Below are 25,339 nucleotides of genomic sequence, written 5' to 3' on the forward strand. Positions count from 1 at the left end.
ATGAGATTTATTGCAGATATGGGTATTGCCATGAAGGTTGTTGAATGGCTAAGGGAAAACGGACACGATGCAGTGCATCTTCGGGAAGAAGGTTTACACAAACTTTCGGATAGGGAAATTTTTAAAAAAGCTGGCCTCTGAGGGGCGTATTATTTTGACTTTTGATTTAGATTTCGGAGAAATTATTGCCCTTTCTGAAGGAATATTAGTTAGTGTTATTCTTTTCCGACTTCGAAATACTCGCACACCACATGTCATGAACGTCTTGAACATGTATTGATGAATCTTGTGATTCGCTTAAAAGAGGGGTCAGTTGTTGTTGTAGAAGAGACACGACATCGTATCCGTAAATTACCCATAAAGACTGAAGAGGATTGGCGATAACAATGAAACCAATTATTTCTGTGGAGATCGGATTTTAGAAATGGTTTGGACACAGATGAACACTGATGGACACGGATTATCGGCATATTAATTTAAAGATCTGACCGAGAAGATTATCGAAATCTTCTTTAAAGTTTATAATAACTTGGTTACGGTTTTCTGGAAAAAGTTTATGAAAATGCAATGATGATAGAATTCAAAAAAGAAGGCATTCACGCTGTATCACAATAATTATTTGTTGTTCGTGTAAATTTAGAAACCGTTCAAGATTACTGCCAAGCTATAGGACACAGATAACGCAGAGACGACACGGAGAAAGTATTTAAATGCACCTGTGAAAGATGGGATTTAGAGATTTGTCCCTTGGTTTTTGCATGTGCCTCTTTGGTTATGTGGCACACACTATGAAGAAAGGAAACGCAACCAATCTTCCCCTTTTGCCGTTGATTTCACATAATGATTTTGTTACTTTTGTGTTATGTATAAGTCTTCGACCTTATAAAAACCCTGAACCCAAAATCGGCGAAGAAGAGGCCCATAGAGTTCATTGAATCATTTATTAATCATTTAAGGGCGATATTGCTACGAAAACTGACCTTCAATTGCTAAGATAGACATCGAAGGTAGCTTGACAAACTCGATACAAAGATTGAATGGGTAAAGAGCGAGCTTGAGGGTAAAATCTAAAATTCCAGGCTTGATTTAATGGACAAATCGGGGCGGCAAAGATAGATATGCTCAATGGCTTTTTGGTTTCTGGATTACACTCATGGGAACTATTATTGCCCTATGGTTATCCAAATAGCATCCTGCCTGAATTTTTTTGAGAAAATAACTAATAATGCCAACAGTTCTTAACATAGCGCCAAGCGCCTAAAAATCTGCCATAGTCAGAACTCTTACCGATGCACATTGCATGTTACTTTAAGATACGGAGGTTTTTATGCCCATTATAAACACCCTTGAGATTTACGAAGACTTAAAATCACAATTCAAAGAAGATGAGGCGCGCACTTTGACAAAGGCATTAGAAAAATCTTTGGAGGAATACCAAAGAAAGCAGGAAAGTTTTTTGGCAACAAAGGATGATATTGCTAAACTCCGTGAAGAGCTGAAAGACGATATAATAAGTTTAAGTTTAATAACAAAAAATGATATTGCCAATTTGCGAAGTGAACTGAAGGATGATATTGCCAATTTGCGAAGTGAACTGAAGGATGATATTACCAAATTCCAAATAGAAACGAAAAACGATATGACTAAACTTCGTGAGAGCTGAGAAAGATATTAATAAGGTAAGAAATGATCTTGCTAATGCAAAGGCCGAAATTATCAAGTGGTTATTTATATTCCTGATAGGTCAGGGAGCGACAATTATTAGTATTTGAAGTTTATAAAGTGAAAATAAGGAGGTTCGCCATGACACCGGTTCTGGAAAATAAAAGTACACCTATGAAGATTATTTGAAAATTTCTGATGATAAAAGGTACGAACTGATTGATGGAGAATTAATTATAACACATTTCCGAGCACGAGGCATCAAAGGATTTCGAGGAAGATTGAATTTGTTATTGAGAAATTTGTAGCAGATAATAATCTGGGAGGTCTTTGATGCTCCCTATGATGTTTATCTTGATGAAGAAAATGTTGTTCAGTCGGATATCCTATTTGTTTCAAGAGACAGGTTGAGTATCATTGGTGAAAAGAATATCAGGGATCACCTGACATGGTAATTAAGATAGTTTCTGAAAATAGCGCATATAGAGATATTGTGCAAAGAAAAATCTTTATGCGAGATTTGGTGTAAAGGAATACTGGATCGTGATACCGGAGACCTAAGAGATAGAAATCTATATGCTGGAAGAAAACCATTACGGTTGTATAAGACAACGGGAAAAACGAATCTCTTGAATCGCCTGTGCTAAAGGGCTTAAGAATGGAGTTAAATAATATACTTTAGAAACAAGCATATGACCAGTTGGTAGGCTAGCGTTAAAACCTCCAGCCCCCAATCGTCGCCAGGTATATTTGTTACCAAACAACATCCCCTTTTAAACCATACGGCTTTCCCGTAGTTAGCGACCCCTGCAGAGTTGCGCTATAGCAGAGAATGGACGTTAATACCATGCAAAGCATCTGGCGATCTCCAATTGTCATTAGAATTTGTTTCGGTTTCGCGTTCGTGAAGGTTGCAGTTTAATTCCAGTTGCAGGGTTTAATTATTTGGGGTGAAGTTCCGTTATAGGGAAAAATTGAAAAGGTCTGCCTTCCGGATCGGAGAAATTTATTCGGGAAAAAAGATTGCAGGCAGACCGCCGTTACGCCACGCCATGCAGTCTGTCCCAAAAATAAAAATGACAGGTGTAAGAGGTAGTTCCCATTCCCTCTCTTTTGTTTTTTTCTTGCTTCAAGGTAATTAATTATATAAAATCTTCAAATTTTGCAAAAAAGCAAATGTACCTATTTTACCGAAATACCAACAGGCTTGTTTTACGGCATTTCGATAAAAAATACAGTGTTTTTATTCTTTTTTTCTGTAGTTTACAGCGTAGTAAATTTTTCGGGTATGTCGCAAATTTTTGACTTTGTTGTGTTTGCGGTTTTTGCGCCAGTAGCTCAGATGGATAGAGCATCGGATTTCTAATCCGGCGGCCGAGGGTTCGAATCCTTCCTGGCGCGCCATATTCATTTCAGCTAAGCCTTATATACATTTGTGGTGAGCGTAGCTCAGTTGGTTAGAGCATTAGACTGTGGCTCTAAGGGTCGCGGGTTCGAATCCCGTCGCTCACCCATTTTTTTCAATTCCTGATTGATACATCTTTCGTTATTCTTTAATAATAAAAGAACAGCGTATTTAAATACATTAAGTGTCTATTAGCGGTTTTGGACGCCATATTTATTTCGTGATAGAATTTTTGCGGGGTGAAATCAGGTTGACATTTGTCCTATCTTCTATAATAAATTGCTTGGACTTTATTTTATTGTCCAATTTTTGATGTATGAACGACTGCGCCGACATTGCGTTTTTTTTGCGCTCGTAGCTCAATTGGATAGAGTGGTGGACTTCGAATCCAAAGGTTGCCAGGTTCAAGTCCTGCCGGGCGCGCCATTCTTAAATTTTTTCAATAAATAACCTTTTGCGCCCTTAGCTCAGATGGTAGAGCAACTGACTCTTAATCAGTGGGTCGGAGGTTCGATCCCTCCAGGGCGCACCAATAAGATTGTCGTTTTTAGTACGTCGGGCATATCGTTTAATTGAAATTAAAACAGTGCCATTACGATGAGGGCATTGAAAACTCAATACCTTGCAAATGTAAGATTAAAACTGCTCAGTCGTTGTTTATGATGGAAGACAATAGGTCTCTGTTTTAGTAAAACGCGATACTGGCTTAGCAAAATTGCAAGAAGTATTTAAACGTAATTGCTGTTTATTCGGTTGATATATTTTTATGCCGCAATTGTAATTTTAATTGAGAAATTTTATTTCTTGATTTTAAACAGAGGTCTGCGAGGGTGGCGGAACTGGCAGACGCGCAAGACTTAGGATCTTGTACCTTAACGGTGTGGGGGTTCGATTCCCCCCCTCGCATAAATATGCGAATATAAAAAGCGGGTGTAGCTCAGTGGTAGAGCATCACGTTGCCAACGTGAATGTCGTGGGTTCGAGCCCCATCACCCGCTCCAATTTTTTAGCAAGTGTTTAGAATACGGAATGATGAATCATGAATATAACAATTGAAAATGCAGGGCCTTGTAAGAAACTTTTAAAGTTTGAAATTCCCAAAGAAGCAATAGAAAGCGAATTAGAGAAAAAGACGTTGGAAGCCTGTAGTACTGTACAGCTTCCAGGTTTTCGAAAAGGACACGTACCCAGAAAACTGGTTGAGAAACGATTCGAAACCCAAATCAAAGAAGATGTGAAGCAATCCCTCATAAGCGAATCGTATGAAAAGGCATTAGAAGAAAACAAAATCGAACCTGTAGGCGAACCTAAATTTGACCCTGAGTTCGGAAATTTGAATCTTGAAATCGGGAAACCGCTCACCTTTGACGTTACGCTTGAAGTTTTGCCTGTATTTGAAGTAGGCCAATATAAAGGTTTACAGTTAAAGAAGAAGGCGATCGATGTGTCTGAAGAAGAAATTGATAAGCTCCTAAAAGAATTGGCGCTGCAAAAAGCGCAATTTACTGTTGTGAGTGGTGGAGGTATAGAAGAAAAGGATCTTATTATTTGTGACTGCAAAGTTGAAGTAAATGGTATAACTGTTTTTGAAGACAATGACATAGAAGTCAGTGTTGTAGACGGAAGCAAAATTGCTCATACGGAAATCCCTGAGTTGGTAAAATATTTAAAAGGAAATACAACTGGTGCCACATGTACGATTAATGTTGTATTATCTGATACGTTCAATATAAAAGAATATCGTGGAAAAGAAGCAAGTATAAAACTTGTGGTTAATGAGATAAAACGTTTAAGCCCTCCGGAAATAGATGAGGATCTTGCCAAAACCTTAAATTTTAAATCACTGGAAGACTTAAAATTAAATGCCAGAAAGCGCCTGGAAATAAATAAGAATATCTGGGCAGAAAACGATTTGAGGACGCAGATTCTTGATACACTTTTGGCTCAAACACAATTTGATCTGCCGAAGGACTTTATTAACAAACATGCAGAAGAAAGGGTATATAAGCATCAGCTTGATTTGGTAAAAAGAGGCGTTCCGTTTGAAGAGGTTCAAAAACAAACTGAATCAATGAAAAGCGTTTCAGAAGAATCCGTAGTGAAAGAATTAAAGGCATCGCTTATAATTGAGTATATTGCGAAAAAAGAAAAAATATTTGTAACTGAAAACGAAGTTGAACAACGAATAGTGGAAATTGCATATTCTTATAACACAGATAAAAAAGTTGTTCGAAAACAACTGGAAACACAGGGAAACTTATCTTATTTACGGAACGAAATGCGGGAAGATAAGACATTGGCTTTTTTGTTAAAGGAAGCAAAAATTGAACAGGAAGCAGCGAAATAATTTCTGATTTATTAACCTAAAGGAGTTTTTGTGTATAAAGATTATTTGTCGCGTTTAGAAAATGGTGCGTTTCCGGATGTTTCTCCACAAATGAAACAAGGGGCGCTTTTTGTTCCGTATGTTGTGGAAAAAACGGGGCATGGAGAAAGACATTATGATATTTTCTCGCGGTTACTTAAAGATCGTATAATTTTTATCGGATCAGCCATCGAAGATACGTTAACAAATTTAGTTATAGCACAGATACTCTTTCTTCAGAATGAAAACAAAAATCAGGATATTAATATTTACATTAACTCGCCCGGAGGATCCATAACTGCAGGTTTAGCCATTTACGACACGATGCAATTTGTACAATGCGATGTTGCTACTTTCTGTATTGGGCAGGCATACAGCATGGCTGCTATTCTCCTTGCAGGTGGCACAAAAAACAAAAGATTTGGTCTCCCCCATACACGTATCATGTTGCACCAACCTTGGGGAGGAATGCGGGGTACTGCGACTGACATTAGCATCCAGGCGGAAGAAATTCTGAAAATGAAAAAGTGTTTAAACGAAATCCTTGTAAAACATACAGGACAGCCTTTGGAACGTATAGAGGCAGATGTTGACCGCGACTTTTACATGTCATCACATGATGCAAAAGAATATGGTTTGATTGATGAAGTAATTGAATCGCTACGAGATAAGAAGGAGAAGGAATAAGTATTTTGCAATGCAGAAATATTTTGACAAAACACAAGTATAGATCGTGACTTTTATTTTTAAGTTTTTTTAAAGGAGGAATGTTGATGCATAGAGTGCAAAAACGCGTAATGGTTGTTTTGTTAATGTTTGCAGTAGCCTTTATCGTAGGTCAGGGTAACGTTAGTTTTGCAAAGGCGAAGCTGCAAGGGCATGTAAATATTAATACGGCAACTGAGGCACAATTGGCAATGTTGCCGGGCATTGGTGAAAAACTGGCAAAAGAAATAGTTGCGCATAGAACAAAAATAGGACCTTTCAAAACAACCGGAGATATTATAAAAGTAAAAGGACTAAAAGATAAAAAGTTTGAAAAATTTAAAGATTTCATAGTTTTGGAAGGCGAAACAACGATAGAAGAGATAAAAGAGAAGAAGTGATTGCCTTTTAAAGAATAAATACAATACGAATCTTAGATAGTAAGAAAAGAAGGGGCGTCCAAAACAGGCGTCCCTTCTTTGTTTTAAAGTGTAAGGTTGTTGTAATTAACAAATAGTCGTAACTATTCAGCGTAATCTATTAAACTACCGAAGCACAACTCGTTCTCAAATCTTGTACTGAACATAGTGAAGTATATGATTGGGTACATAATGGCAATGGAAACTTCATTCGTTGGTTCAGGTTTGTAAACTGAACCAAACGTTTTATACTTTCAATCCCGCCTTCTATTAGCAGAACAAATTACAAATAAATTCCGGATTCCAACCAGTCATCATGTTTCATTTGCAACACCCGGAAACGATCAAAATGGTTTTATAACCATATCGTGTTGTAGTATCTGTGCTTAAACTATTTTTTGTAGTCTTACTTTTGAGTCGGAAACATCCGGCATTTCCGTTTCTGTACCGGTTCAAATGTATAGGGCCATCCAAAGGGCCTCAGCTTGTCATTGCAGGTGTTATTTGCAAGGGTCTCGGCTTTGTCATTGCAGGGGGTCTCCGCTTGTCATTGCGAGGGTCTTTTCTGAAGCAATCAGTATACTACGAGATATTTCGTGACGTAAGAAACGTCATATCCCGGGAGAAGCAAATTAAGGGTGGCTCAAGGGCTAAAAAAATAGAATTAATTAATGGAATGAATGCAGGATGGAAGGATCTCTATAAAGGTTTATGAGATTGCTTCGGAAAAGACCCTCGCAATGACAAAACGGATACCCTCGCAATGACAAGCTGATGCCCTTGTAATGACAAAATAAGTCACCTCATCATGTTGCATTTGCAATACCCAGAAACGATGAAAATGGTTTTATAACCATATCATATTGTGGTACCTGTGTTGGGATTTGGGCATTGGAATTTTACCGCAGTACATGGCCCCATTATACACATAAACTCATAGGCTCAGGCTGCAAGCCAATGTCATTAAGTTAAGCAACCTGCCTGAAGAGCCTAAAAAACAATGTAGCCCCTTTAGAGGCAGTCTGTTTGTAGCACAATAAAATTCAACAGGTAAATAGCTCCGTAGGAGCGGCCTGTATATGATTGACAGGAAGACCGGCCGCTCCTACGGAGCTTATCGGTAATACGTTTTTTTAAAAAACCAAAGTGTTACAATAATTCTTAACTTAATGACATTGGGTTGCAACCTGAACCCGCCGGGAGTCGTGTAATGTTTACGCTGAATAGTTACAAATAGTTTACAGAAGCGCTTTCTATGCTGATTATATCAATGTGTGTTTTTGGATCGCATGCGTGTCTTAATACTGCCTCTTTTTTGGTACAAATGGTCCTATATTTACCGGAGCATAATCAAGCCTGACTCCCTCTTCTGTAAAATAGGACAACGTATGTTTTAGCCAGTTTGTATCGTCTCTTCCGGGAAAATCCGTGCGAAAATGAGCTCCGCGGCTTTCTTCCCGTGCCAATGCGCCCATTAGGCATGCTTCCGCTACATCTAAATTCCCCTTTAGCTCCAATGCCCAAACCAACCCTAAATTTACTCGCGATCCCGTATAATCTAATTTAATTTGTCGATACCTTTCCTGTAATGCTTTTATTTCACATACTGCTACCCGCAAGTCAGGGGCATTGCGAAAAATTCCCACCTTAGCATCCATTATTTTATTTAGTTCATTTTTAATTGTTACCGGTTTTTCGGCGCCTGTCGATTTACCAATCTTGTCGATGTTTCGTTTTGTTAGCTTTAAGACATCATTGAGGCGATTTTCACTTTTTTGCCTCTCTGAATTTTGCACGTATTTAGCGGCATTCCCTCCTGCGATTGCGCCAAACACAATAGTATCCAACAGAGAATTTCCACCCAATCTGTTAGCTCCATGGACACTTATGCAGGCGCTTTCTCCCGCAGCGTACAATCCCTTTATTTTCGTTTCACATTCGATATTGCAGTCAATCCCTCCCATAGTATAATGCTGACCCGGTTTAATTGGTATAAGGGAATCAACAGGATCTATACCGATAAATTCCATGCATATATCTCTTATGCCGGGTAATCTCTGTAAAATTTTCTCTCTTCCCAAATGTCTTAAATCCAAAAACACATAACTATCATCATAGCCATACCCCGCCATAATTTCTCTTACGATATTTCTTGCAATAATGTCCCTGGGCGCGATTTCCATATCTTTTCGGGAATCATCATATTTTTCAAGAAATCGCTCGCCTTTATTATTCAGCAAAAATCCACCTTCTCCACGACACCCTTCTGTGATTAAAATATTTTTCCCCAAAGTAGTTGTGGGATGAAATTGAATGAACTCCATGTCTTTCAATGGCACGCCAGCCCAATACGGGATTGCCATGCCCAGCCCTGTATTAATCAAAGCATTTGTTGTATTGCCATATATCCTACCGGACCCTCCCGTTGCAAAAATTACTGCTCCGGCCTGTAACGCCTCAATCTCCCCGCTAATGATATCCATCACAATCACACCGACACAAACGCCTTCTTCGATTACCAGGTCTGTAACCAGCCATTCATCATACATCACCATTTCTTCCCGTTCTGATGCATGTTTCAATTGAATGATTTGTTGATACAGGGTATGTAACAATGCATGTCCTGTCTTGTCTGAGGCATAGCAAGCCCTCGGGAATCCTGCTCCGCCAAAAGGCCTTTGTGCGATCCGCCCCTCCGCTGTCCTGCTGAAAGGACATCCCCAATGCTCCAACTCATAAATACGATCTGCCGCATCTTTTGTCATCCGTATTACTGCATCCTGGTCCGCCAGATAATCACTCCCCTTTACGGTGTCAAATGCATGTTTTTCCCAGGTGTCATAAATCCCGCGGAAATGGTTTCCCAAAGGGGCGTTTATTCCCCCTTGTGCTGCGATAGAATGAGATCGCAGTGGATGTACCTTGGAAATTATTGCGATCTTAACGTTGTGGCGATTTATTTCAATGGCCGCCCTTAAGCCTGCTAATCCCCCGCCGACAACAATAACTTCATATCGTTTCATGGCAACCCCCCGCCCCAAAAAGGTGCGGCAATACTGTATTTAATTTCCCGCAACAATGTAGTTTTTTGAAAAGAAACATCTAATGCATTCGTTATGTATTTACAGGACTACTGAATAAAAACCAATAACTGCTATTATAAAGAGAATGAAGATGGCAAGTCTCAGCATTTGTTTCTGGCTGCGGGTAAACCCGCAAAAATCCATAATGGTAATCCTTATTCCATTAAGCAGGTGAAATGCTATTGTTAAAAGTAAAATATATTGAAAAATATAGCCAAAATCTGTGTCGAACTTACTAATTGTGTAATCATACGCATCTTTACCGCGAAAGACTGCGCTTAGTGTCCATATGTGGAGAAATAAAAACAGTGTCAGCAATATGCCTGAAATACGATGTGCCCAAAAGGCAGCCATGCCAATGTTTTTATTTCTCCAAAGATCATAAAGGGTTTCTTTTAATTTTTGTGTAATCATCAACAAAACTCAAAAAACAGTGCAAATGCTACATGTCACGGTAATTCCATGTAATTGCATTATTTGTTAATTACCCTGAGCTGGCATAGCCAGAGACAAACAAGACAAGCACGAAAACAGTCCTCAATCTGCAATCTGCCGACTGCAGAAGTGACCCTTAATATTTTGTCAAAAAATGCAAAGAAATTACTGCTAAGGTACTAATCCCTCAGCTTTTATTTTAGCAAACCAAATAAGTATATACACTCCTGTGCCAAATAAAACCATTCCCATAAACCATAAGGCTTGTTTGAATAGACCACCAGACCTCCTTTTAAAGTTGTAATCTGCAAAAATCCCCCAGATTCCATTCAAACCATGGAAGATTACCAATGCAAGCAAACAAATGTTAAAGGCAATCCACCCAGGAGAACAAAAGCGATTGACAATCTCATCATAGTAGCGGGAAGTATAACGACTCGGACTAAAATGAAATAAAAAGAAATGCACCGATATGCCCAATACCAGCAACAAGGCAGTGACCCTTTGTAAAAACCATGATAAAAAGCCCTTATTTTCCGTATTCATTTAAACTAATATTCCTGATAAAGCAAAAGGTATGTAATTTTTCTTAAACGAAGAATAAGTCGTATTTATATACACAGTTTAAAAAGTAACGTTTTATAAACACGGATAAACGAGATGAGCTTATGACATAACCATTGTATTATTGGATGGTTAACTACATTCTCTTGCCAAAGAATCATATGTGTGCCTTATTTGGCATGTACGTTGCGCATTTAACAAATTAAACAATACTACAAAAACCATGCTTTAATTTTATAGAATATACCGGAGTCATCCATTATGAAAAACAGAATATTACGTTTTGCAAGTAAGGGGAGTTTTAGAGAAGTTTCAGTTAAGTTAAATCCATCAATTCAAAAAGATTTGGAATATGTAGTTAATTCTTTACATATTTTTGCCTTGCTAAAAAAAATGCCCACTCATCATAATCGAAACACACTCAATCTTTGAGGTACAAATTAATTTTGTATAGTAGATATTGGGCAGATAAACGTTAGCCTTGCACTAAAATATTTTCCTTCAAAAAGATACTTTTCAGCAATACGGCATACTTTTCTGAAGTGTATGCAAGATCTCGTGACAGAAGTCGGTCAAGGTGTTATCCCTTGCGCCCATTACCAATATACAGTCCCCCTTTTCTACTGTTCTTACTATCTCCGGTATAATATCCCCTCTTTTTTCTACAAAGAATGCATTTCTGCCGCTTTTCCCTATTTCACGGATAAGGTCTGCAGAGGAAATCTCTTTGCTGACAGAACCGCCAATATAATAGATTTCAGGCATAAAAAGTACATCTTCAGGGGAAAGTGATTGTATAAATGCATTTATCAGTTCCTCTCTCATAAAACGAGCGGGAAAGAATCCATGTGGCTGAAAAACTGCAATTACCCTGTTCCCTCCAATTTTTACTGCGCGTATTGCCGCTGCGATTTTTTCAGGATTATGGGCGAAATCGTCTATCACTTTTATGCCATTGTATTCCCCGATATTATCCATCCGCCGCTGTACGCCTTTATACTCATACAATGCGGCGGCAATTTCATTATCCTTTATGTTCATATGCCTTGCTACGGAAATTGCAGCCAATGCATTTGATACGTTATGAATTCCAGGCAGTTTTAATTCAAATGATTGTCCATTAATGTCAAATGTCGAGAGGCATGGTCTGTTTATTATGTTGGAAGCATAAATGTCTGCGGATTTTCTTAAGCCAAACGTTATGGTATTCTTGTGTCTGAAAGGTATTTTTTTTAGTTCCGGACAATCATCATTAATAATAAGCAAATCCCGGGTATTTTGAGAAAATGTTTCAAACAATTTTGAGATGCTTTCAATTGGTTTGTGGTCTTTTGACATATTTGTAATGATGGAGATTTTTGGTGTGTAATTGACGATACTCCCGTCGCTTTCATCCGCCTCAATAGCAACAATATCAGAATCGCCTACCTTTGCATTGCCAGGAAAGTCAGGAGTAAGATAATTTTTAATACACCCGCCCACGATTATTGTGGGAGACATTCCCGCATGGTCGAGCACATAGCCCACCATACTGCTGACGGTGGTTTTACCGTTTGTTCCTCCAACGGCAATTCCAAATTTAGTATTAAACATTTCAGCAAGAATGTTCGAGCGTGTTGTAATTTTTTTATTGAGGGAAAGCGCCTTCTTAATATCCGGATTTTGCTCCTCTATTGCGGAAGAAACAATTACAACATCCGTTGTCTCTTTAATGCCTGAACCATCCTGGGGGGTCAGGTTGATGCCAAGGGAAGAGAGTTTTGAAAATATATTACCTGCAATTTGATTATCAAAATTCCTGTCAGAGCCGCTGACATGGTGTCCCATTTCTTTCAATACCTGTGCTATAGCACTCATTCCAATGCCGCCAATACCAACTAAGTGGTAGTAGCAAGGATTTTCGATAGGATTTTTCTTTAATGGATGTTTCATGGGCGCATTAGAATATATCTTGCAATGTTTTGATAGTCAAAATATTTATTTTGTAAAGAGGTCTTTTTGCTTTATATTCGTTTCTTGACAACGGAAATGTATCCATTTAAAATAGAACTTTTTACAGATTTTCCTGCATTTCACTTAACGCTTAAACATTGTCTAATCGGGGTGTATCCTGACATAGTTGATGATAAAATGGGGAAAACAGGATAGCAAAAGTACAAATAATTTATACCAAAACCAAAGAGCCTTTTCCTGAAAATACCGTTTTTGTAAACTATTTTTAAAAGCCGTTTATGCAAACAATAAACCACCATGCCTGCAAAAATCATACAGGGAAAGGAGATGTGACCGTTGGCTCTATTGGGGAAACATATTATTCTGGAAATGAAGGGTTGCTGCAGAGACATTATTAACAATGTCTCCTCAGTGAAAAACATCCTTGAAAAGGCAACCGAGATTTCGAATGCAACATTGGTCGACGTGATATGCCATCATTTTAGCCCTTATGGTATTACCGGAGTTGCTATTCTGGCTGAATCACACATATCAATTCACACATGGCCGGAGCACGAATATGCAGCGGTGGATATTTTTTTGTGCGGGAGCACTATGAATCCTCATAACGCGGCCTCGTACATTTCACAAGCATTTCATGCAAAAGAAACCTTTACTATGGAATTAAGAAGAGGCGATTTTCTTCTCCATGAAGCCGAAAACAGTTTGCCGTCAATATACCCTTGATCAATATCAATCTTTATTACAAAAATAACCATGGAAAAATTACCCTTAAACTGGATAGATGATTATTTCAGCGACTATGAACTTCACAAACTGGCATTCAAAAACATTGTGTACGAGGCAGAATCAAAACATCAAAAAATAATTGTTGTTGATACTTATAGCTTTGGCAAATGCCTTATACTTGACAATGAATTCCAGTCGGCTGAGTCAGATGAGTATGTGTATCATGAATCCCTGGTGCAACCTTCCCTTATAATGCATCCGGAGGCGCAAAGCGTCCTTATTATTGGCGGAGGCGAGGGCGCAACCCTGAGAGAAACGCTTCGCCATAAATCGGTAAAAAAGGCGGTAATGGTTGACATCAATGACGAGGTAATCTCGTGTGCGAAAAAAAGCCTCCCCTCATTTCATGAAGGGGCTTTTGATGATGAACGAACCTCGCTTGTTATTGAAGACGGGAGGAAATATCTGGAGAATACAGATCAACAGTTTGATGTTATTATTATTGATGTAAATGACCCTGTTGGCGGCAGCCCTTCTGCCATGCTTTTTACGAGGGAATTTTATCAGATCGCCGCAGGCAGGCTAAAGAAGGACGGCATTGTTGTTGTTCAGTCCGGCGCGGTTTCTGTTACGGATAATGACCTGTTTTCCGGTATATTCCATACGCTAAACGATGTATTCCCGCACGTATTTCCATACACCACCTACATACCGTCGTATGCATGTCTGTGGGGTTTTACCATAGCAACGCACAATCTGGGGGATTTAGACATCACCGGAGAAGAAATCGATTTCAGAATCGGGAATCGGGTTAATTCAGCATTGCGCTATTATGACAGCATTACCCATCATTCGCTTTTCAACTTGCCAAAATATTTGCGTGAAGAGTTAAAGAAAAGCAAACACATCATACGTGACAATGCACCTCTCATTAAACAATACCCCGGCGTTTCATCGGAAAAGATTTAGCGCCTTGTTCCATTTCCAGCAACCATTGCTTGACGTGAATCCCCGTTGCATATCCCGTTAATTTGCCATTTACCCCTATAACCCTGTGGCAGGGAATGACGGGCGGCAAAGGGTTTTTATTGTTTGCCATCCCTACTGCCCGCGCTGCCTTAGGATTACCAATCTGTTCTGCCACCCATTTATAGGAACGGCATTCACCGTAAGGGATTTCCCGCAGTTTGTCCCATACCTTCCTCTGGAAAAGAGTTCCGATGCTTAAATCAAGCGAAAAATCAAATACAACCTTTTTCCCTTCAAAATATTTTTTTAAAACAGCGATTTCGTGTTTCAGGAAAGCATCATTTTCGTGAAGTCTTGTATAGATTGCACATTGGTCATGGAGGGGCAAATCATCCCCTGAGGTGAGCGGAAATGCTATTCTGCAGATACCTTTTTTTGTTTTTGCTATGTACACATATCCAAGGGGGGTGGGGAATGTGCTAAAATGAATCTCTTTATAATTATTTGTTCGACCCTTTTTGTCCAAACGTCAACCGGTACCCTTTTATAAATCCCATAATGATTAAAGTAAAAAAAAGTAGTGTCGCAAGTACGGAAATGGAGAGCGTGGTTATTGTCCACAGCTCTTTTATAAAATAACTCCACCATGAATTTTTTAGCAAAGATACACCAAATTTTTCAAGAAAGAAGAGTATAGCAAAAAGGATGGCGAATCCGGGTATCAGATATTTAAAATCCTGTTTATGCGGGGACATTGATACGGTAAATACAATAATAGCAAAAAGGAACAGTACATGCCGCACTTCTTCTATATGAAACTGGCTGCGAAAAGAATGAAAAGTAATCCATACCGAATCAAGCAAATACCGGATTAAATTGAAAAGTCCATTAAATGAAAGAGGAATTTTTTCGGGAAATGCATTGTTTACGCGAATGGGATTGGACAGAATACCTGATATTAATAAGATGGAAAACGCACAGCCAAAAAGAGGCGCAGATGTGATAATAAAGTCGAAAACAAAGGGGATCTTTGGTTTATCATACTTTATCCCCGTGTTATCCGTTCGAAACAAATTAAGTTCGCTGATGGTGGTTCCCGTAATAAGACATAAAAGAGCATGGCTAAGTTCGTGAACAATAGCTCCGGGTAGGAGAAATCCTTTAAGAAACTTGTTATTGATATATTTAACCCATAGCTCATTCGTGGCAAAACTTAGGAATAGTACCAAAATAATGCCTATTGCAAGTGAGAAATATATCATAGTGCACTTTTACGAAACCGTTTTAGACGATAAGGATAACAATGCCAGTCAAAAATCATGATCTTCAACAGCATTCTTCACACCTTGCTCTACATTGTCATCTCACGGCTTTTCACAAACTTACCGACGTTGATAGTGGGCACAGGTGAATTTCGATATTATTTGCGGCATAGAGTATCAGAGCTTTTGTTCTATGTCAATCCAAAAAAGAAATCAATATAAGTAACTGAGGTGAAAAAATGTATAATGTATAATGTATAATGTTTAAAATTATCAAAAAAATAGTGAAATTGAATCAAGAGATTGTTATATTGAGAAAAAATATACCTTCTTTTAAGCTGTATTGAAATAGGGGCGGGGGCATAGCTCAGTTGGGAGAGCGTCTCGTTCGCAATGAGAAGGTCAGGGGTTCGAATCCCCTTGTCTCCACCATTTTATATAATCATCACTACAAGGAGCGATTGCATGAAAATTTCTATTGAAAGCCCGTCAAGAATAAAGATGACTCCGGAAACGGAACATGAAAAAGAGAGCCTTGAGGCGTTGTGGAAGATTCTTATACGATGTGAAAAAGAGAGCAAGACTCTTTGCCCTATCGGTGAATACATCCCCTCAAAGAATGATGGCGCCAATTTTGTCATACAGGAACACTAATTGGTTCTAAAGCAGGTGAGGTTTTTAAAACATCGCTTGTTTTATAGCCGGTTTAAATTATTTCATCTCTCGTTTCCATTTTAGCCATCAAGGGCAGAGGTCACAACGAGGCATGAAAGTAGTCCTGATTGTGATTAATACCGTATTCCCAGTGGTTTCAAGTTTTTTTTGTAACATAATAAATCCACGCGCTATGGTTATCGCTATCGCCAGGATGTAATGTATTGCCAAAGATATCGTACATTTCCACCGTTTCTAGTCCAATATCTTTGTTTTGTAATAGTTGATTATTTTTATTTATATAGTAAGTTAATAAAGCATAACTATGTGCCTTATCATTAATAATTGCGTATGTTTCGTTAAACTGTTCCCGCCTTTTATTTTTTAAAAAATTAATCACTGAGCTAAAATATTTTGCAAAGAGTTTTGCCTGAACGTATGGGCAGGGTGCAAAAGACATCCTGGGAAAGGAATTTTCAAGGCGGTAATTTCTATTATGAGAAGAAAACACAAATACCCCATCTTTTTTTAGTATTCTATGAATTTCCTTTAAGGTTTTTAGCCGGTTATTATTGCCCATAGAATCTAATCCATTATATGAAAATAATACAAAATCAAACGTGTCATCCTCAAAAATTTTCATATTTCTGACGTCATGATGGAGAAAAGTTGTATTGGCGAATTTTTCCTTGCAGAGTGCTATCATATCAAGAGAAAAATCCATCCCAATGTAATGCTTGCTTAATTTCGCCAGCGGTAAAGTTGTCCTTCCGGCGCCACATCCGATATCAAGTACCTGTCTGTCGGCAATATATTCCTTGTATTTTATAAAAATCATTACTTCGGCTATTTGCAATGCTGTAAGGGCATACTCTAGCACCGTGCGTTTCTTTTCATAACATCTCTTGTTTATAGCTTCGTAAGGCATTTTTCCCCTTTCAAAGAATCCTTTTCGTATCCTCTCAAAATTTCATCGTATTAAGATAGATATAGATATAGATTATAGATAAAGAATCCCTGATTTTTATAAAAAGTGACAAAAAATTAAGTTGAGAAACGAAAGACAGCAAGTTGTTTTCTTATCATAAATCAGGATAACGATAAAGCAAAAATCTATTTCTGTTATCACTACTGCTTACTGCTTGCTGCTTTCGCATCACTTATCATCAGGCTCTTTCGCGCATTTCTCCAACTCTTGGAAACATGTCAATGTGGATTTTACCCTCCCATGTGGCGAAGTGCATCGGCTTAATTTCCTGCTAAAGCAGATTTTATTATTTCCCCCCCCATGCGGCAGCATGGAGCTTGCACATGGAATGATTTTTCAAAAAATTAAAATGGTACATGGTTTTTAAATTTTAACGAATGAAGAATATATCGATATGACCGACTTCCGCCGGACAATGACCATATATAGACATGGTTTAACATGTTGCTGTCGCATTGTTTATTATACTTGCATTGCTATAAGATAGATATCCGGTGACCGTTTCGCGTCTATCTCCGTAAGTGATATTAATTTAAGAAAATCCGTATGCCGTTATTCACCAATAGGTTATAAACTAATAAACATAAAAATAAAGACGGCATAGATGTTGCTTGCCTTTTGTTCAATCTTTTGCAATAGGTTGTTGCAAAAATTATGGGCAATTTTCAAATGGACCTGGAATTCAGTCTTAAACTCAAAAAAAGAAAAATTTTGAGGCCTTGCCTCAGAAATAGTTGTTGTCAGCGCGTAATTGTGCAAATTGACAATCATAATTTGCACAAGGTAAAGCAGGGTGTTTAGGCTATATTCTGATGTGCAGGCACTATCAATTATTTTTGCAATCAGACATCCGTCGGCAAAATTCAAAGAGTAAAAATTATTCGCTTTTTGTATTGACTTGAAAAGCAGATTAAGTATAATAATCTGTCCGAAAAAAACGATGGTAAGGAAGTTCAGTCTACAGTTAATTTTAGAGATAGCGTTTAACAGTTTAGGTTTAGTGTTTCGGAAAGGGGGTGGTTTGAGGGGTTCCAAGGTGGTGAAGTATGTTTATTGTTCCGCAATCAAACGTGATTGTGGTATGAGAGAAATGCGAGAAAGGAGGAAGATAAAAAGTATCATGCGTAAATTTTTGAAAGTTACATTGGCATCAGCGTTGATTGGTTGTGGCGTTATAGGTACTGTTTCAAGCCTTATGGTGAAAGAAGCTAAGGCTGTAGAAATTATCACTCACTGGGTACCACACGAAGTTTATGGTATGCCTGGGGAGCCTGATAATAGTGGTAAGGTATTTTTCTCTGGTTTGAAAGCAAAATATATGGGTTACCCAAAAGATGCACAGAGGTCGCCATACCCGGGAAAATACAGCAAGTTTTGGAAGACATTGCCTGCGTACCGTTATTACATCCCGGATTATATGTACAACAGGGATGAGGTAAGGCCTTCAAACCCGATTAAGGGCACATTTAAGCTGGAGCAGTGTGTTGCTTGTCACTCAGTTATGACTCCCGGCATTGTAAGGGATTATAATAAGAGTGCTCATTCAAAGGCAGAGCCGGCACCAACTGGTTGTGATACCTGCCACGGCAACAACCATCAGAAGTTAACTATGCCTTCATCAAAGGCTTGCGGGACAGCGGAATGTCACGAAACGCAGTACAATGAGCAAGGGCAGGGAGGAATTGGTTCCCACGCATCTTGTTCCAGTTTCGCTCAGGTTGAGTGTGCATGGTCAATTGAAAGGCCACCCGGAGATACAGCGGGTTGTACTTTCTGCCATACCAGCCCTGAAGAAAGGTGCAGCACTTGCCACCAGAGGCATCAGTTTGATCCGGCAGTTGCAAGACGCTCTGAGCAATGCAAGACCTGTCACTGGGGTAAAGATCACAGGGATTGGGAAGCTTATGATATAGGTCTTCATGGTACAGTATATCAGGTTAACAAGTGGGATACGGAACAGTTTGACTTCTCAAAGAAGCTTTCTGATGCTGATTACGTTGGTCCTACCTGCCAGTACTGTCACATGAGGGGCGGGCATCATAACGTGCAGAGAGCAAGTATCGTATATACCAGTATGGGTATGTCGATGGCTGATCGTGGTGCACCACTCTGGAAGGAAAAGAGAGACCGTTGGGTATCTATCTGTGACGACTGTCATTCACCAAGATTCGCCCGCGAGAATTTGCAGGCGATGGACGAGTCTGTTAAAGACGCTAGTTTGAAGTATCGTGAAACATTCAAGGTAGCGGAAGATCTTCTTATTGACGGTGTACTAGACCCCATGCCAAAGGATCTTTGTCCTGATTGGTCAGGTCAGCACATCTGGAGTTTGAAGATTGGGGCTTACCACGATGGAGAAGCTTACGGTGGAACTACCGGCGAATCCGGAGAGTTTAGAATGTCAAACTGTACTGATGTGGAGAGGCTTTGTTTTGAAAGTGTTGGTTACTTCCAGACATACATTTACAAGGGCATGGCGCACGGCTCCTGGAATGATGCTACCTACTCAGACGGTTCATTCGGTATGGATCGTTGGTTGGTCAACGTAAAGCAGAATGCTTCACGTGCAAGAAGGCTTGCTGCTTTGGAAAAGAAGGTTGGTATTTCATGGCAGCCTGAGCAGTTCTGGAAAACAGGCGAATGGCTGGATCAGTTGACCGGGCCATATATCGTAAAGAATCACCCTGGCAAGACGATCTTCGATCTTTGTCCAGATCCAGGCTGGTTAGACACACATCATGCACCTGCTGAAGAGGTTGAGTACATTGAGAGAAAACTCAAGGAACTCGGCATTACCGCTGGTTCACACAGTGCGCATCATCATGAATCTGGCCATGATCCAGCTGCAAGATCCATGAAAGAGCATTAATAACGTAACTTTTTTCATTAGTATAAAAGATGTTTATGAAAGGAAGCTGTGCAGTAATGCACAGCTTCCTTTTTTATTATAAATGAGTTGAAATACAAGAAATTTTACCTATACTTTCGTATACTTAAACATAAGCGACAAATATTCTACTTTTTATTTTCGTTGGAGATTCCGGCAATGAAGTTAAAGTTTTTTTACCTGTTACTATTACTCTCTATGGTTTGTATCTCATTTGCATGTGGCAAACGGGAGAAACATATTGAGCGAGCAAACACTTTGGCAAAGGAAAATAAATTAGAAGAAGCACTTAGTGAATATACGAAAGCTATTGAGTCGGATAAGTCTTCCGAAATAGCATACTATGGCAGAGGTGATGTTTACTTTAAGCTGGGGAAATTAGAAGATGCTGCTAAGGATTTTCGAAGTGCTATTGATATAAAACCGGGCTTTATTGAGGCGCACAAAAAACTAGCAGAAACTTTTGATAAAATAGGCGCACCGCCAGATGAATTCCAAAAAAGAATTATTGCAATTGAAAATGAACCTGATAATCCGTTAACGCATGTGGAACTGGGCCTTTTTTTACATAAATTAGAACAAGATATCGATGCCATAGAAAATTATAAACATGCGCTGTCACTTGATCCAAATAACCCGTATATAATGTTTAACCTCGGCGTTGGTTATTTGGATATGGGCTTATATGAAGATGCAGAAAAAATATTTAGCGATGCCACTAAAATCGACGAGAATTATGATAACGCCCATTATAATCTTGCGATTGCATTGCATAGGCAGGGTAAAATTGATGAGGCGATAAAAGAGCTAAATACCACTCTTGAAATCAATCCAAAATATTCCAACGTTTATGTTGTATTTGGTTTAATGAGTTTAAGAGAGAAAAAATTTGAAGAAGCCCTCGTCCATTATAATAAAGCGATGGAAATAAACCCGGAAAACATAGAAGCCCGGTATCAGAGGGCAATTGTCTATGCATTACAACAGCGGTACGACGAGGCCTTGGAAGAAAACAGGGAAGTATTGAGAAGAAATCCGAAACATGCTAATGCCGCATACAATATCGGTACGATTTATCATAGAATGGATCGGATGGACAAGGCAATGGAATGGTATGATAAGATTACAAAGAAAATCGACCCTCTTTATGAAGACGCCTATTACAACAGGGCGCAAATTTATAGTATGCAAGGGGATCACAGTAAGGCATATAGCGACTATATGTCTTATTCTATGATTACAAAATGGAGAACGGGGAAAGACCCTGCTGTCGTTTATAATCAGGATGAAATAAAAGAATTATTCACGACTGCCGTACCTGCTTTGCAAGAAGAAGTGCGTGATCAAAAATTAGAATTGAAAACGAATTAAATAGACATCATCTGTTATCGTTCAAATGCATAATTGAACGATTCTTCAGTTAAGTGTGGTTGGTGTTTCAGCATAAAACAGTCGAGTTCTTTTAATAATGTCATCTTCTCTTTTGCAGTCTGGAATGTTGCCTGAAAGGAATTCCTGGCGAGCCGGTAAATATCGTTATGATCTAAACGCAAAGCTTCCTGGACAGCAAGGAGGTTTTCATTTATGTATCCGCCAAAATAAGCGGGGTCGTCAGAATTGATGGTGACATGCAGCCCCATATCAAGCATCTTTTTTAAAGGATGCATCTTCAAAGAATCAAATATATGTAATTTTATATTAGATAAGGGGCACACCGTCAAAGGGATGCTCTCTGCCTTTAACAGAGCCACTAATTGCATATCTTGTATGCAGGCAGTTCCATGGTCAATACGCAATGCTTTCAAATAATGTAAAGCCTGCCAGATGTATTCAGAAGGGCCTTCTTCTCCTGCATGCGCAACCGTGAGAAATCCTTCCTGCCTGGCTCTTGCAAAAACAGAAGCAAATTTTTTGGGAGGATACCCAACCTCGTATGAATCCAGGCCAACGCCAATAATCCATTCTCTATAGGGCAAAGATAACAACAGTGCTTCCATTGCAGACGCTACACTCATACAGCGTTGAAAACACATTATTAACCTCGCAGAAATACCAAGTTTCTTTTCTCCATCCATCATGGCTCCTAAAATACCTATAAATACGGACTCAAACGATATACCTCTTGTTATGTGCGCTTGCGGGTCAAAAAACATTTCTGTATGCCGTATATGTTGTGAGGATGCTTTTTTCAGATAGTTCCATGTTATTTCATAGAAATCCTGTTCGGTTAATAGCACCTGGATACCGCTGTAATATATCTCCAAAAAAGACGAGAGGTCTTCAAATGTATATGCCCTTCGCACATCTTCTACCGATTTATACGGGAGTTTTATTTTGTTCCTCTCTGCAATGGCAACCATAAGTTGGGGTTCTAATGTGCCCTCTATATGAACATGAAGCTCCGCCTTTGGCATACCGCAAATAAATTCATTCATACGTTTTCGAATTAACTCTCCACTATGAGGGAAAGAATCTTTTTTCCCCAATATTTAGTAAATAAAAATGTATGCCTTTTTCGAGTCCTTACCGAAAAAGGTGATGCTTTAAATGCAGACGTAATTATTGCAAGAAACAGCGTATTACAAGACATTGACAAAAATTTACTACTGTTTTGGTGTCGTGTGTAGTCAACAAAAACAGGAGCTATTCCAATACCTATTCCTTTTTATATTTTTCTATCAAATAAGGTTTTTGTTTTTCAAACTCCATTGCCTGTAATTCTATGATGTCTTCTGCTTCTGTGGAATCCATTTCCTTCACTTCACGGCAATATGATGCTGTTCGTCCGAAATAGAGGGGCGTTAACATGTCAACAAGCCGCCTTCTGTTCCTTTGCCAGTGGTTATACGTAAAGGCAAAGTCGCACAATATCCTTGCCCAAAGGTCTGAAGGGAAATGTATCTCTCCGGTTTTGTTGAAATCTATTGAAATATCATATAAACGGTTAAAATTCTCAGCATCAAGTATCTGTTCATAAAAGGGTTCAAATTGTTCAAACCCATCGCTGAATTCTGCCAGTAATTTTGTAAAATTAACCGATACAGGCTCAACCTTTGCCGCCTCGCCGGTAATTCCAACGGTTTCTATATCCACAGTCTTTTCCGCTTGTTTCCACTTTGATTCATATTTACTCATCAGATAATATAAAGTACTGATAACCTGCTGAAACATGGGGCCAAGGTCCGCCGCCGGGTCTTTTGCATTATGAACCTTTGTTCCCAAATGCGCCTGCACGATTTTAAACCCTTCATTAAGGGCAGTAGTAGTCATCCAGACGTCTATTCCGAAACGGGCAACATCTGACTCCCACACATCCTCGTTTACATAATATGCCGCCAGGTCGCCGCAAAATCCAAAATCTCCGCCAATGGGCTGCCGGATTTTTGCGCCATATAAAGCACGGGTAAGCGGATAAACAATGTTGTTTGTAATGGTGCCATCATATTTATGGCGAAGATATAAAGGGGCAACAAAACCTGCCTGTTTGTTTATAATGGGGTCAGCAAGCATCTTAATCCATTCCGGTGTAATGCTCCTCAAATCAGCATCAACAACAACGATGGCGTCTGCCTTCAATAATTGGGCAACCTCGAAAATTGCCCGGAATGCCGTTCCCTTTCCAGGAGTACCCCGGTAAATCGTTACGCGGCGCTCAATGCCGTCAGGAATGGTTGCGGAGTAAGCCTTTTCTCGTGTATCGTCAAGGGAACCACCATCGGAAACAAATACAGCGCATTTTTTATCGGGGTAATATTTTTTTAAACCTTCAGCGGATACTGCCACAACATGCGAAATGGTGTCTTCACAATTATAGCAAGGAATGCCGACAATTATATCCACCTCCTGCATTTTACTTATCCACATGTGTACATTTTGACGAACGGCTGATGAGTACTTCTTTTTTAAATTGATCATGAAAATCCCCCCCCTTCTTTTTGTTTATCCCCGGTTAATTATAAAATTACTCTGTATCGATGCACAATCTTTACCCTACTCCATATGTCCGAAAATGTAAGGTATATTTTTCAGATTAACGCGTTTTTGTATTATCAGCTTCTACTGCAGCAATTAATTTATTAAAGAAATCGGGGATTGCAGAAATAATCCTGTTCCAATTTGGAATAAAAGGTATCCCCGATGGGTCATTTAGAAATTGTTCTCCTGCTATGCCAATACTTTTGACGAATGCGTCAACGGCATTCATTTCCTGATGACGGTCAAAAACAAGCCCGTTAATTGCAGAGTCGTGGTTGTATTTTTCAATGAATTCATGACCTGCCCTTTGGTATGTAGCCCTCAGCGTTCTGAAGCATTCACCTGAAAAAACAACACCCATACTAGCCAGATTTTTGTAAATGGACTTAGCGATGTCAATGCTCATTTTGGTAAGCCCGGTGGTTGGGTCTTCGTCAGATAACGGTTGATGTTTGTGTTCATACGTTTCACACAAATCAACCTGGCAAATCCTTCTCATCGAACAATTTCTGTAAACTTCAGCCAAAACACCCACCTCCAGTCCCCAATCTCCCGGTATTCTGTTAATACGTGCAAGGTCGGTTGCCATTGAAAATTCTCCTGCAAGCGGATAACGAAAGCTGTCGAGGTATTCGAGGAAATCGTTATTGCCTATTATTTTTTTCAACGACCTGATGAAAGGAGTCACAAATAACCTTGTGACACGGCCGTGCATCCGATCGGTAATACGGTGATAGTATCCTTTGCAGAATTCAAAATCCAAATTGGGATTTACCACAGGATAGCATAATCGTGCCAAAAGTTCACGGCTATAGTTTGTAATGTCGCAATCATGCAAGGCAATTACTTTTGATTTTTCTGTCGCCAGCACATATCCATAAGCGAGCCATGCTGACCGTCCCTTTCCGTCAATGCCCGCAGATATCTTCTCGTCCGTTAAAAGCTTATACAGATTTTGAATATTTTCTCCGTCATTCCAGATTAATTTTGTTTCCTGAGGGAGAACCGAAAAAAATCGTTTTGCTTCGGCAAATTCGCTTTCATTAAACCGACCAAGCGTCACAACAACCTGGCTTATATACTTTACCTCCTTAATCTGTTCAACGATTCCCCGTAAAGCAGTTCCTTTCAGTTCAACGGGCGTCGCCGGCAAAACAAGCGCAACAGGCCGTGAATAGGCATATTTTTCAATGCCATGCTCTATCTTTTCTATTGTGGTGGTGTCAAACCTGTGAATTGTGGTAATCTCACCATTTTGAAAAAAATCTCCCATGTTTTTCCTCT

The 25,339-nt window shown here is 39.2% G+C and carries 24 protein-coding genes and 7 tRNA genes; 21 read left to right on the forward strand and 10 right to left on the reverse strand.

Translation table 11 applies throughout. From position 1 onward, the window contains the following. From KSMBR1_RS22035 to KSMBR1_RS11810, 14 genes are all read left to right on the forward strand, one after another. Window positions 1-141, forward strand: coding sequence for a DUF5615 family PIN-like protein (locus tag KSMBR1_RS22035; protein WP_197705185.1), 141 nt, complete (start codon window positions 1-3; stop codon window positions 139-141). 13 nt (window positions 142-154) lie between these two features. Further along, entirely contained in the window at window positions 155-280 is a 126-nt protein-coding gene (locus KSMBR1_RS23485; protein WP_420886521.1) for a hypothetical protein, read from the forward strand. Window positions 281-567: 287 nt separating this feature from the next. Continuing rightward, window positions 568-615, forward strand: a complete 48-nt coding sequence (locus KSMBR1_RS23490; protein ID WP_420886567.1) for a hypothetical protein — start codon at window positions 568-570, stop codon at window positions 613-615. Between the two features lie 712 nt (window positions 616-1,327). Next, a complete protein-coding gene (locus KSMBR1_RS11755) occupies window positions 1,328-1,663 on the forward strand; it encodes a CCDC90 family protein (protein WP_099325507.1) in 336 nt (111 codons plus the stop codon). Between the two features lie 1,326 nt (window positions 1,664-2,989). Beyond that, window positions 2,990-3,066: transfer RNA gene (locus tag KSMBR1_RS11765), tRNA-Arg, on the forward strand. Window positions 3,067-3,100: 34 nt separating this feature from the next. Beyond that, window positions 3,101-3,174 (forward strand) — tRNA-His (locus KSMBR1_RS11770). Window positions 3,175-3,415: 241 nt separating this feature from the next. Further along, window positions 3,416-3,493, forward strand: a tRNA-Arg gene (locus tag KSMBR1_RS11775). Between the two features lie 30 nt (window positions 3,494-3,523). Continuing rightward, window positions 3,524-3,599 (forward strand) — tRNA-Lys (locus KSMBR1_RS11780). Between the two features lie 291 nt (window positions 3,600-3,890). Further along, a tRNA-Leu gene (locus KSMBR1_RS11785) sits at window positions 3,891-3,974 on the forward strand. A 19-nt stretch (window positions 3,975-3,993) separates the two neighbouring features. Then, a tRNA-Gly gene (locus KSMBR1_RS11790) sits at window positions 3,994-4,068 on the forward strand. Between the two features lie 38 nt (window positions 4,069-4,106). After that, window positions 4,107-5,414: a trigger factor gene (gene tig / locus KSMBR1_RS11795; protein WP_099325509.1), complete on the forward strand. Its 1,308-nt coding sequence runs from the start codon at window positions 4,107-4,109 to the stop codon at window positions 5,412-5,414. A gap of 90 nt (window positions 5,415-5,504) precedes the next feature. Next, window positions 5,505-6,119: an ATP-dependent Clp protease proteolytic subunit gene (locus tag KSMBR1_RS11800; RefSeq protein WP_099327043.1), complete on the forward strand. Its 615-nt coding sequence runs from the start codon at window positions 5,505-5,507 to the stop codon at window positions 6,117-6,119. 86 nt (window positions 6,120-6,205) lie between these two features. Further along, the gene (locus tag KSMBR1_RS11805) at window positions 6,206-6,538 is read left to right on the forward strand and encodes a ComEA family DNA-binding protein (protein ID WP_157820555.1); all 333 of its coding nucleotides are present in this window, start codon (window positions 6,206-6,208) and stop codon (window positions 6,536-6,538) included. 430 nt (window positions 6,539-6,968) lie between these two features. Further along, window positions 6,969-7,271, forward strand: coding sequence for a GIY-YIG nuclease family protein (locus KSMBR1_RS11810; RefSeq protein ID WP_157820556.1), 303 nt, complete (start codon window positions 6,969-6,971; stop codon window positions 7,269-7,271). A gap of 583 nt (window positions 7,272-7,854) precedes the next feature. Here the strand turns inward: KSMBR1_RS11810 and KSMBR1_RS11815 are convergent. The 3 genes from KSMBR1_RS11815 to KSMBR1_RS11825 all read right to left on the reverse strand — a co-directional run bounded on the left by KSMBR1_RS11815 (window position 7,855) and on the right by KSMBR1_RS11825 (window position 10,620). Further along, window positions 7,855-9,579, reverse strand: coding sequence for an FAD-binding protein (locus tag KSMBR1_RS11815; RefSeq protein WP_099325512.1), 1,725 nt, complete (start codon window positions 9,577-9,579; stop codon window positions 7,855-7,857). 99 nt (window positions 9,580-9,678) lie between these two features. Beyond that, window positions 9,679-10,053, reverse strand: coding sequence for a succinate dehydrogenase, cytochrome b556 subunit (gene sdhC / locus KSMBR1_RS11820; protein ID WP_099325513.1), 375 nt, complete (start codon window positions 10,051-10,053; stop codon window positions 9,679-9,681). A 192-nt stretch (window positions 10,054-10,245) separates the two neighbouring features. Next, on the reverse strand, window positions 10,246-10,620 hold the full coding sequence (locus KSMBR1_RS11825; protein ID WP_099325514.1) for a succinate dehydrogenase/fumarate reductase transmembrane subunit: 375 nt from the start codon (window positions 10,618-10,620) through the stop codon (window positions 10,246-10,248). Window positions 10,621-10,899: 279 nt separating this feature from the next. Between KSMBR1_RS11825 and KSMBR1_RS21040 the strand changes: the two genes are divergently transcribed. Beyond that, entirely contained in the window at window positions 10,900-11,070 is a 171-nt protein-coding gene (locus KSMBR1_RS21040; RefSeq protein ID WP_157820557.1) for a hypothetical protein, read from the forward strand. An 84-nt stretch (window positions 11,071-11,154) separates the two neighbouring features. Here KSMBR1_RS21040 and murC read toward each other — a convergent pair whose 3' ends face one another. After that, entirely contained in the window at window positions 11,155-12,570 is a 1,416-nt protein-coding gene (gene murC / locus KSMBR1_RS11830) for a UDP-N-acetylmuramate--L-alanine ligase (protein WP_099325515.1), read from the reverse strand. A 357-nt stretch (window positions 12,571-12,927) separates the two neighbouring features. Here murC and speD point away from each other — a divergent pair, with 357 nt between their 5' ends. Both speD and speE read left to right on the forward strand, forming a co-directional pair. Then, a complete protein-coding gene (gene speD, locus KSMBR1_RS11835; RefSeq protein ID WP_099325516.1) occupies window positions 12,928-13,317 on the forward strand; it encodes an adenosylmethionine decarboxylase in 390 nt (129 codons plus the stop codon). Between the two features lie 30 nt (window positions 13,318-13,347). Continuing rightward, window positions 13,348-14,289: a polyamine aminopropyltransferase gene (speE, locus tag KSMBR1_RS11840; protein WP_099325517.1), complete on the forward strand. Its 942-nt coding sequence runs from the start codon at window positions 13,348-13,350 to the stop codon at window positions 14,287-14,289. On the opposite strand, the gene KSMBR1_RS11845 is transcribed toward speE, so the two are convergent. Both KSMBR1_RS11845 and KSMBR1_RS11850 read right to left on the reverse strand, forming a co-directional pair. Further along, window positions 14,252-14,815 (reverse strand): methylated-DNA--[protein]-cysteine S-methyltransferase, encoded by a 564-nt coding sequence (locus tag KSMBR1_RS11845; protein ID WP_197705186.1) that lies wholly within the window; start codon window positions 14,813-14,815, stop codon window positions 14,252-14,254. The two genes, speE and KSMBR1_RS11845, sit on opposite strands and share 38 nt — an antisense overlap. Then, window positions 14,790-15,551: a hypothetical protein gene (locus KSMBR1_RS11850; RefSeq protein WP_099325518.1), complete on the reverse strand. Its 762-nt coding sequence runs from the start codon at window positions 15,549-15,551 to the stop codon at window positions 14,790-14,792. Before KSMBR1_RS11850 ends, KSMBR1_RS11845 begins: the two co-directional genes overlap by 26 nt. A gap of 356 nt (window positions 15,552-15,907) precedes the next feature. Between KSMBR1_RS11850 and KSMBR1_RS11855 the strand changes: the two genes are divergently transcribed. Then, a tRNA-Ala gene (locus tag KSMBR1_RS11855) sits at window positions 15,908-15,983 on the forward strand. Window positions 15,984-16,016: 33 nt separating this feature from the next. Then, complete coding sequence (locus tag KSMBR1_RS11860; protein WP_099325519.1) at window positions 16,017-16,205, forward strand: hypothetical protein; 189 nt, start codon at window positions 16,017-16,019, stop codon at window positions 16,203-16,205. A gap of 157 nt (window positions 16,206-16,362) precedes the next feature. Here KSMBR1_RS11860 and KSMBR1_RS11865 read toward each other — a convergent pair whose 3' ends face one another. Beyond that, window positions 16,363-17,133: a class I SAM-dependent methyltransferase gene (locus tag KSMBR1_RS11865; RefSeq protein ID WP_099325520.1), complete on the reverse strand. Its 771-nt coding sequence runs from the start codon at window positions 17,131-17,133 to the stop codon at window positions 16,363-16,365. A 1,180-nt stretch (window positions 17,134-18,313) separates the two neighbouring features. On the opposite strand from KSMBR1_RS11865, the gene hdh reads away from it, so the two are divergent. Both hdh and KSMBR1_RS11880 read left to right on the forward strand, forming a co-directional pair. Further along, window positions 18,314-20,062 carry a hydrazine dehydrogenase gene (hdh, locus tag KSMBR1_RS11875; protein ID WP_099327045.1) on the forward strand — a complete coding sequence of 583 codons (1,749 nt, stop codon included), beginning with the start codon at window positions 18,314-18,316 and terminating at the stop codon, window positions 20,060-20,062. A gap of 216 nt (window positions 20,063-20,278) precedes the next feature. Then, window positions 20,279-21,451 carry a tetratricopeptide repeat protein gene (locus KSMBR1_RS11880; RefSeq protein WP_420886568.1) on the forward strand — a complete coding sequence of 391 codons (1,173 nt, stop codon included), beginning with the start codon at window positions 20,279-20,281 and terminating at the stop codon, window positions 21,449-21,451. A 14-nt stretch (window positions 21,452-21,465) separates the two neighbouring features. Here KSMBR1_RS11880 and KSMBR1_RS11885 read toward each other — a convergent pair whose 3' ends face one another. The 3 genes from KSMBR1_RS11885 to KSMBR1_RS11895 form a co-directional block, all read right to left on the reverse strand. Then, complete coding sequence (locus KSMBR1_RS11885) at window positions 21,466-22,515, reverse strand: adenosine deaminase (protein ID WP_099325523.1); 1,050 nt, start codon at window positions 22,513-22,515, stop codon at window positions 21,466-21,468. A 220-nt stretch (window positions 22,516-22,735) separates the two neighbouring features. Further along, complete coding sequence (locus KSMBR1_RS11890; RefSeq protein ID WP_099325524.1) at window positions 22,736-23,995, reverse strand: glycosyltransferase; 1,260 nt, start codon at window positions 23,993-23,995, stop codon at window positions 22,736-22,738. Window positions 23,996-24,110: 115 nt separating this feature from the next. Beyond that, entirely contained in the window at window positions 24,111-25,328 is a 1,218-nt protein-coding gene (locus KSMBR1_RS11895) for a glycosyltransferase family protein (protein WP_099325525.1), read from the reverse strand. Window positions 25,329-25,339: the final 11 nt, after the last annotated feature.

It is taken from the genome of Candidatus Kuenenia stuttgartiensis (assembly GCF_900232105.1).
Taxonomy (GTDB): Bacteria; Planctomycetota; Brocadiia; order Brocadiales; family Brocadiaceae; genus Kuenenia; species Kuenenia stuttgartiensis_A.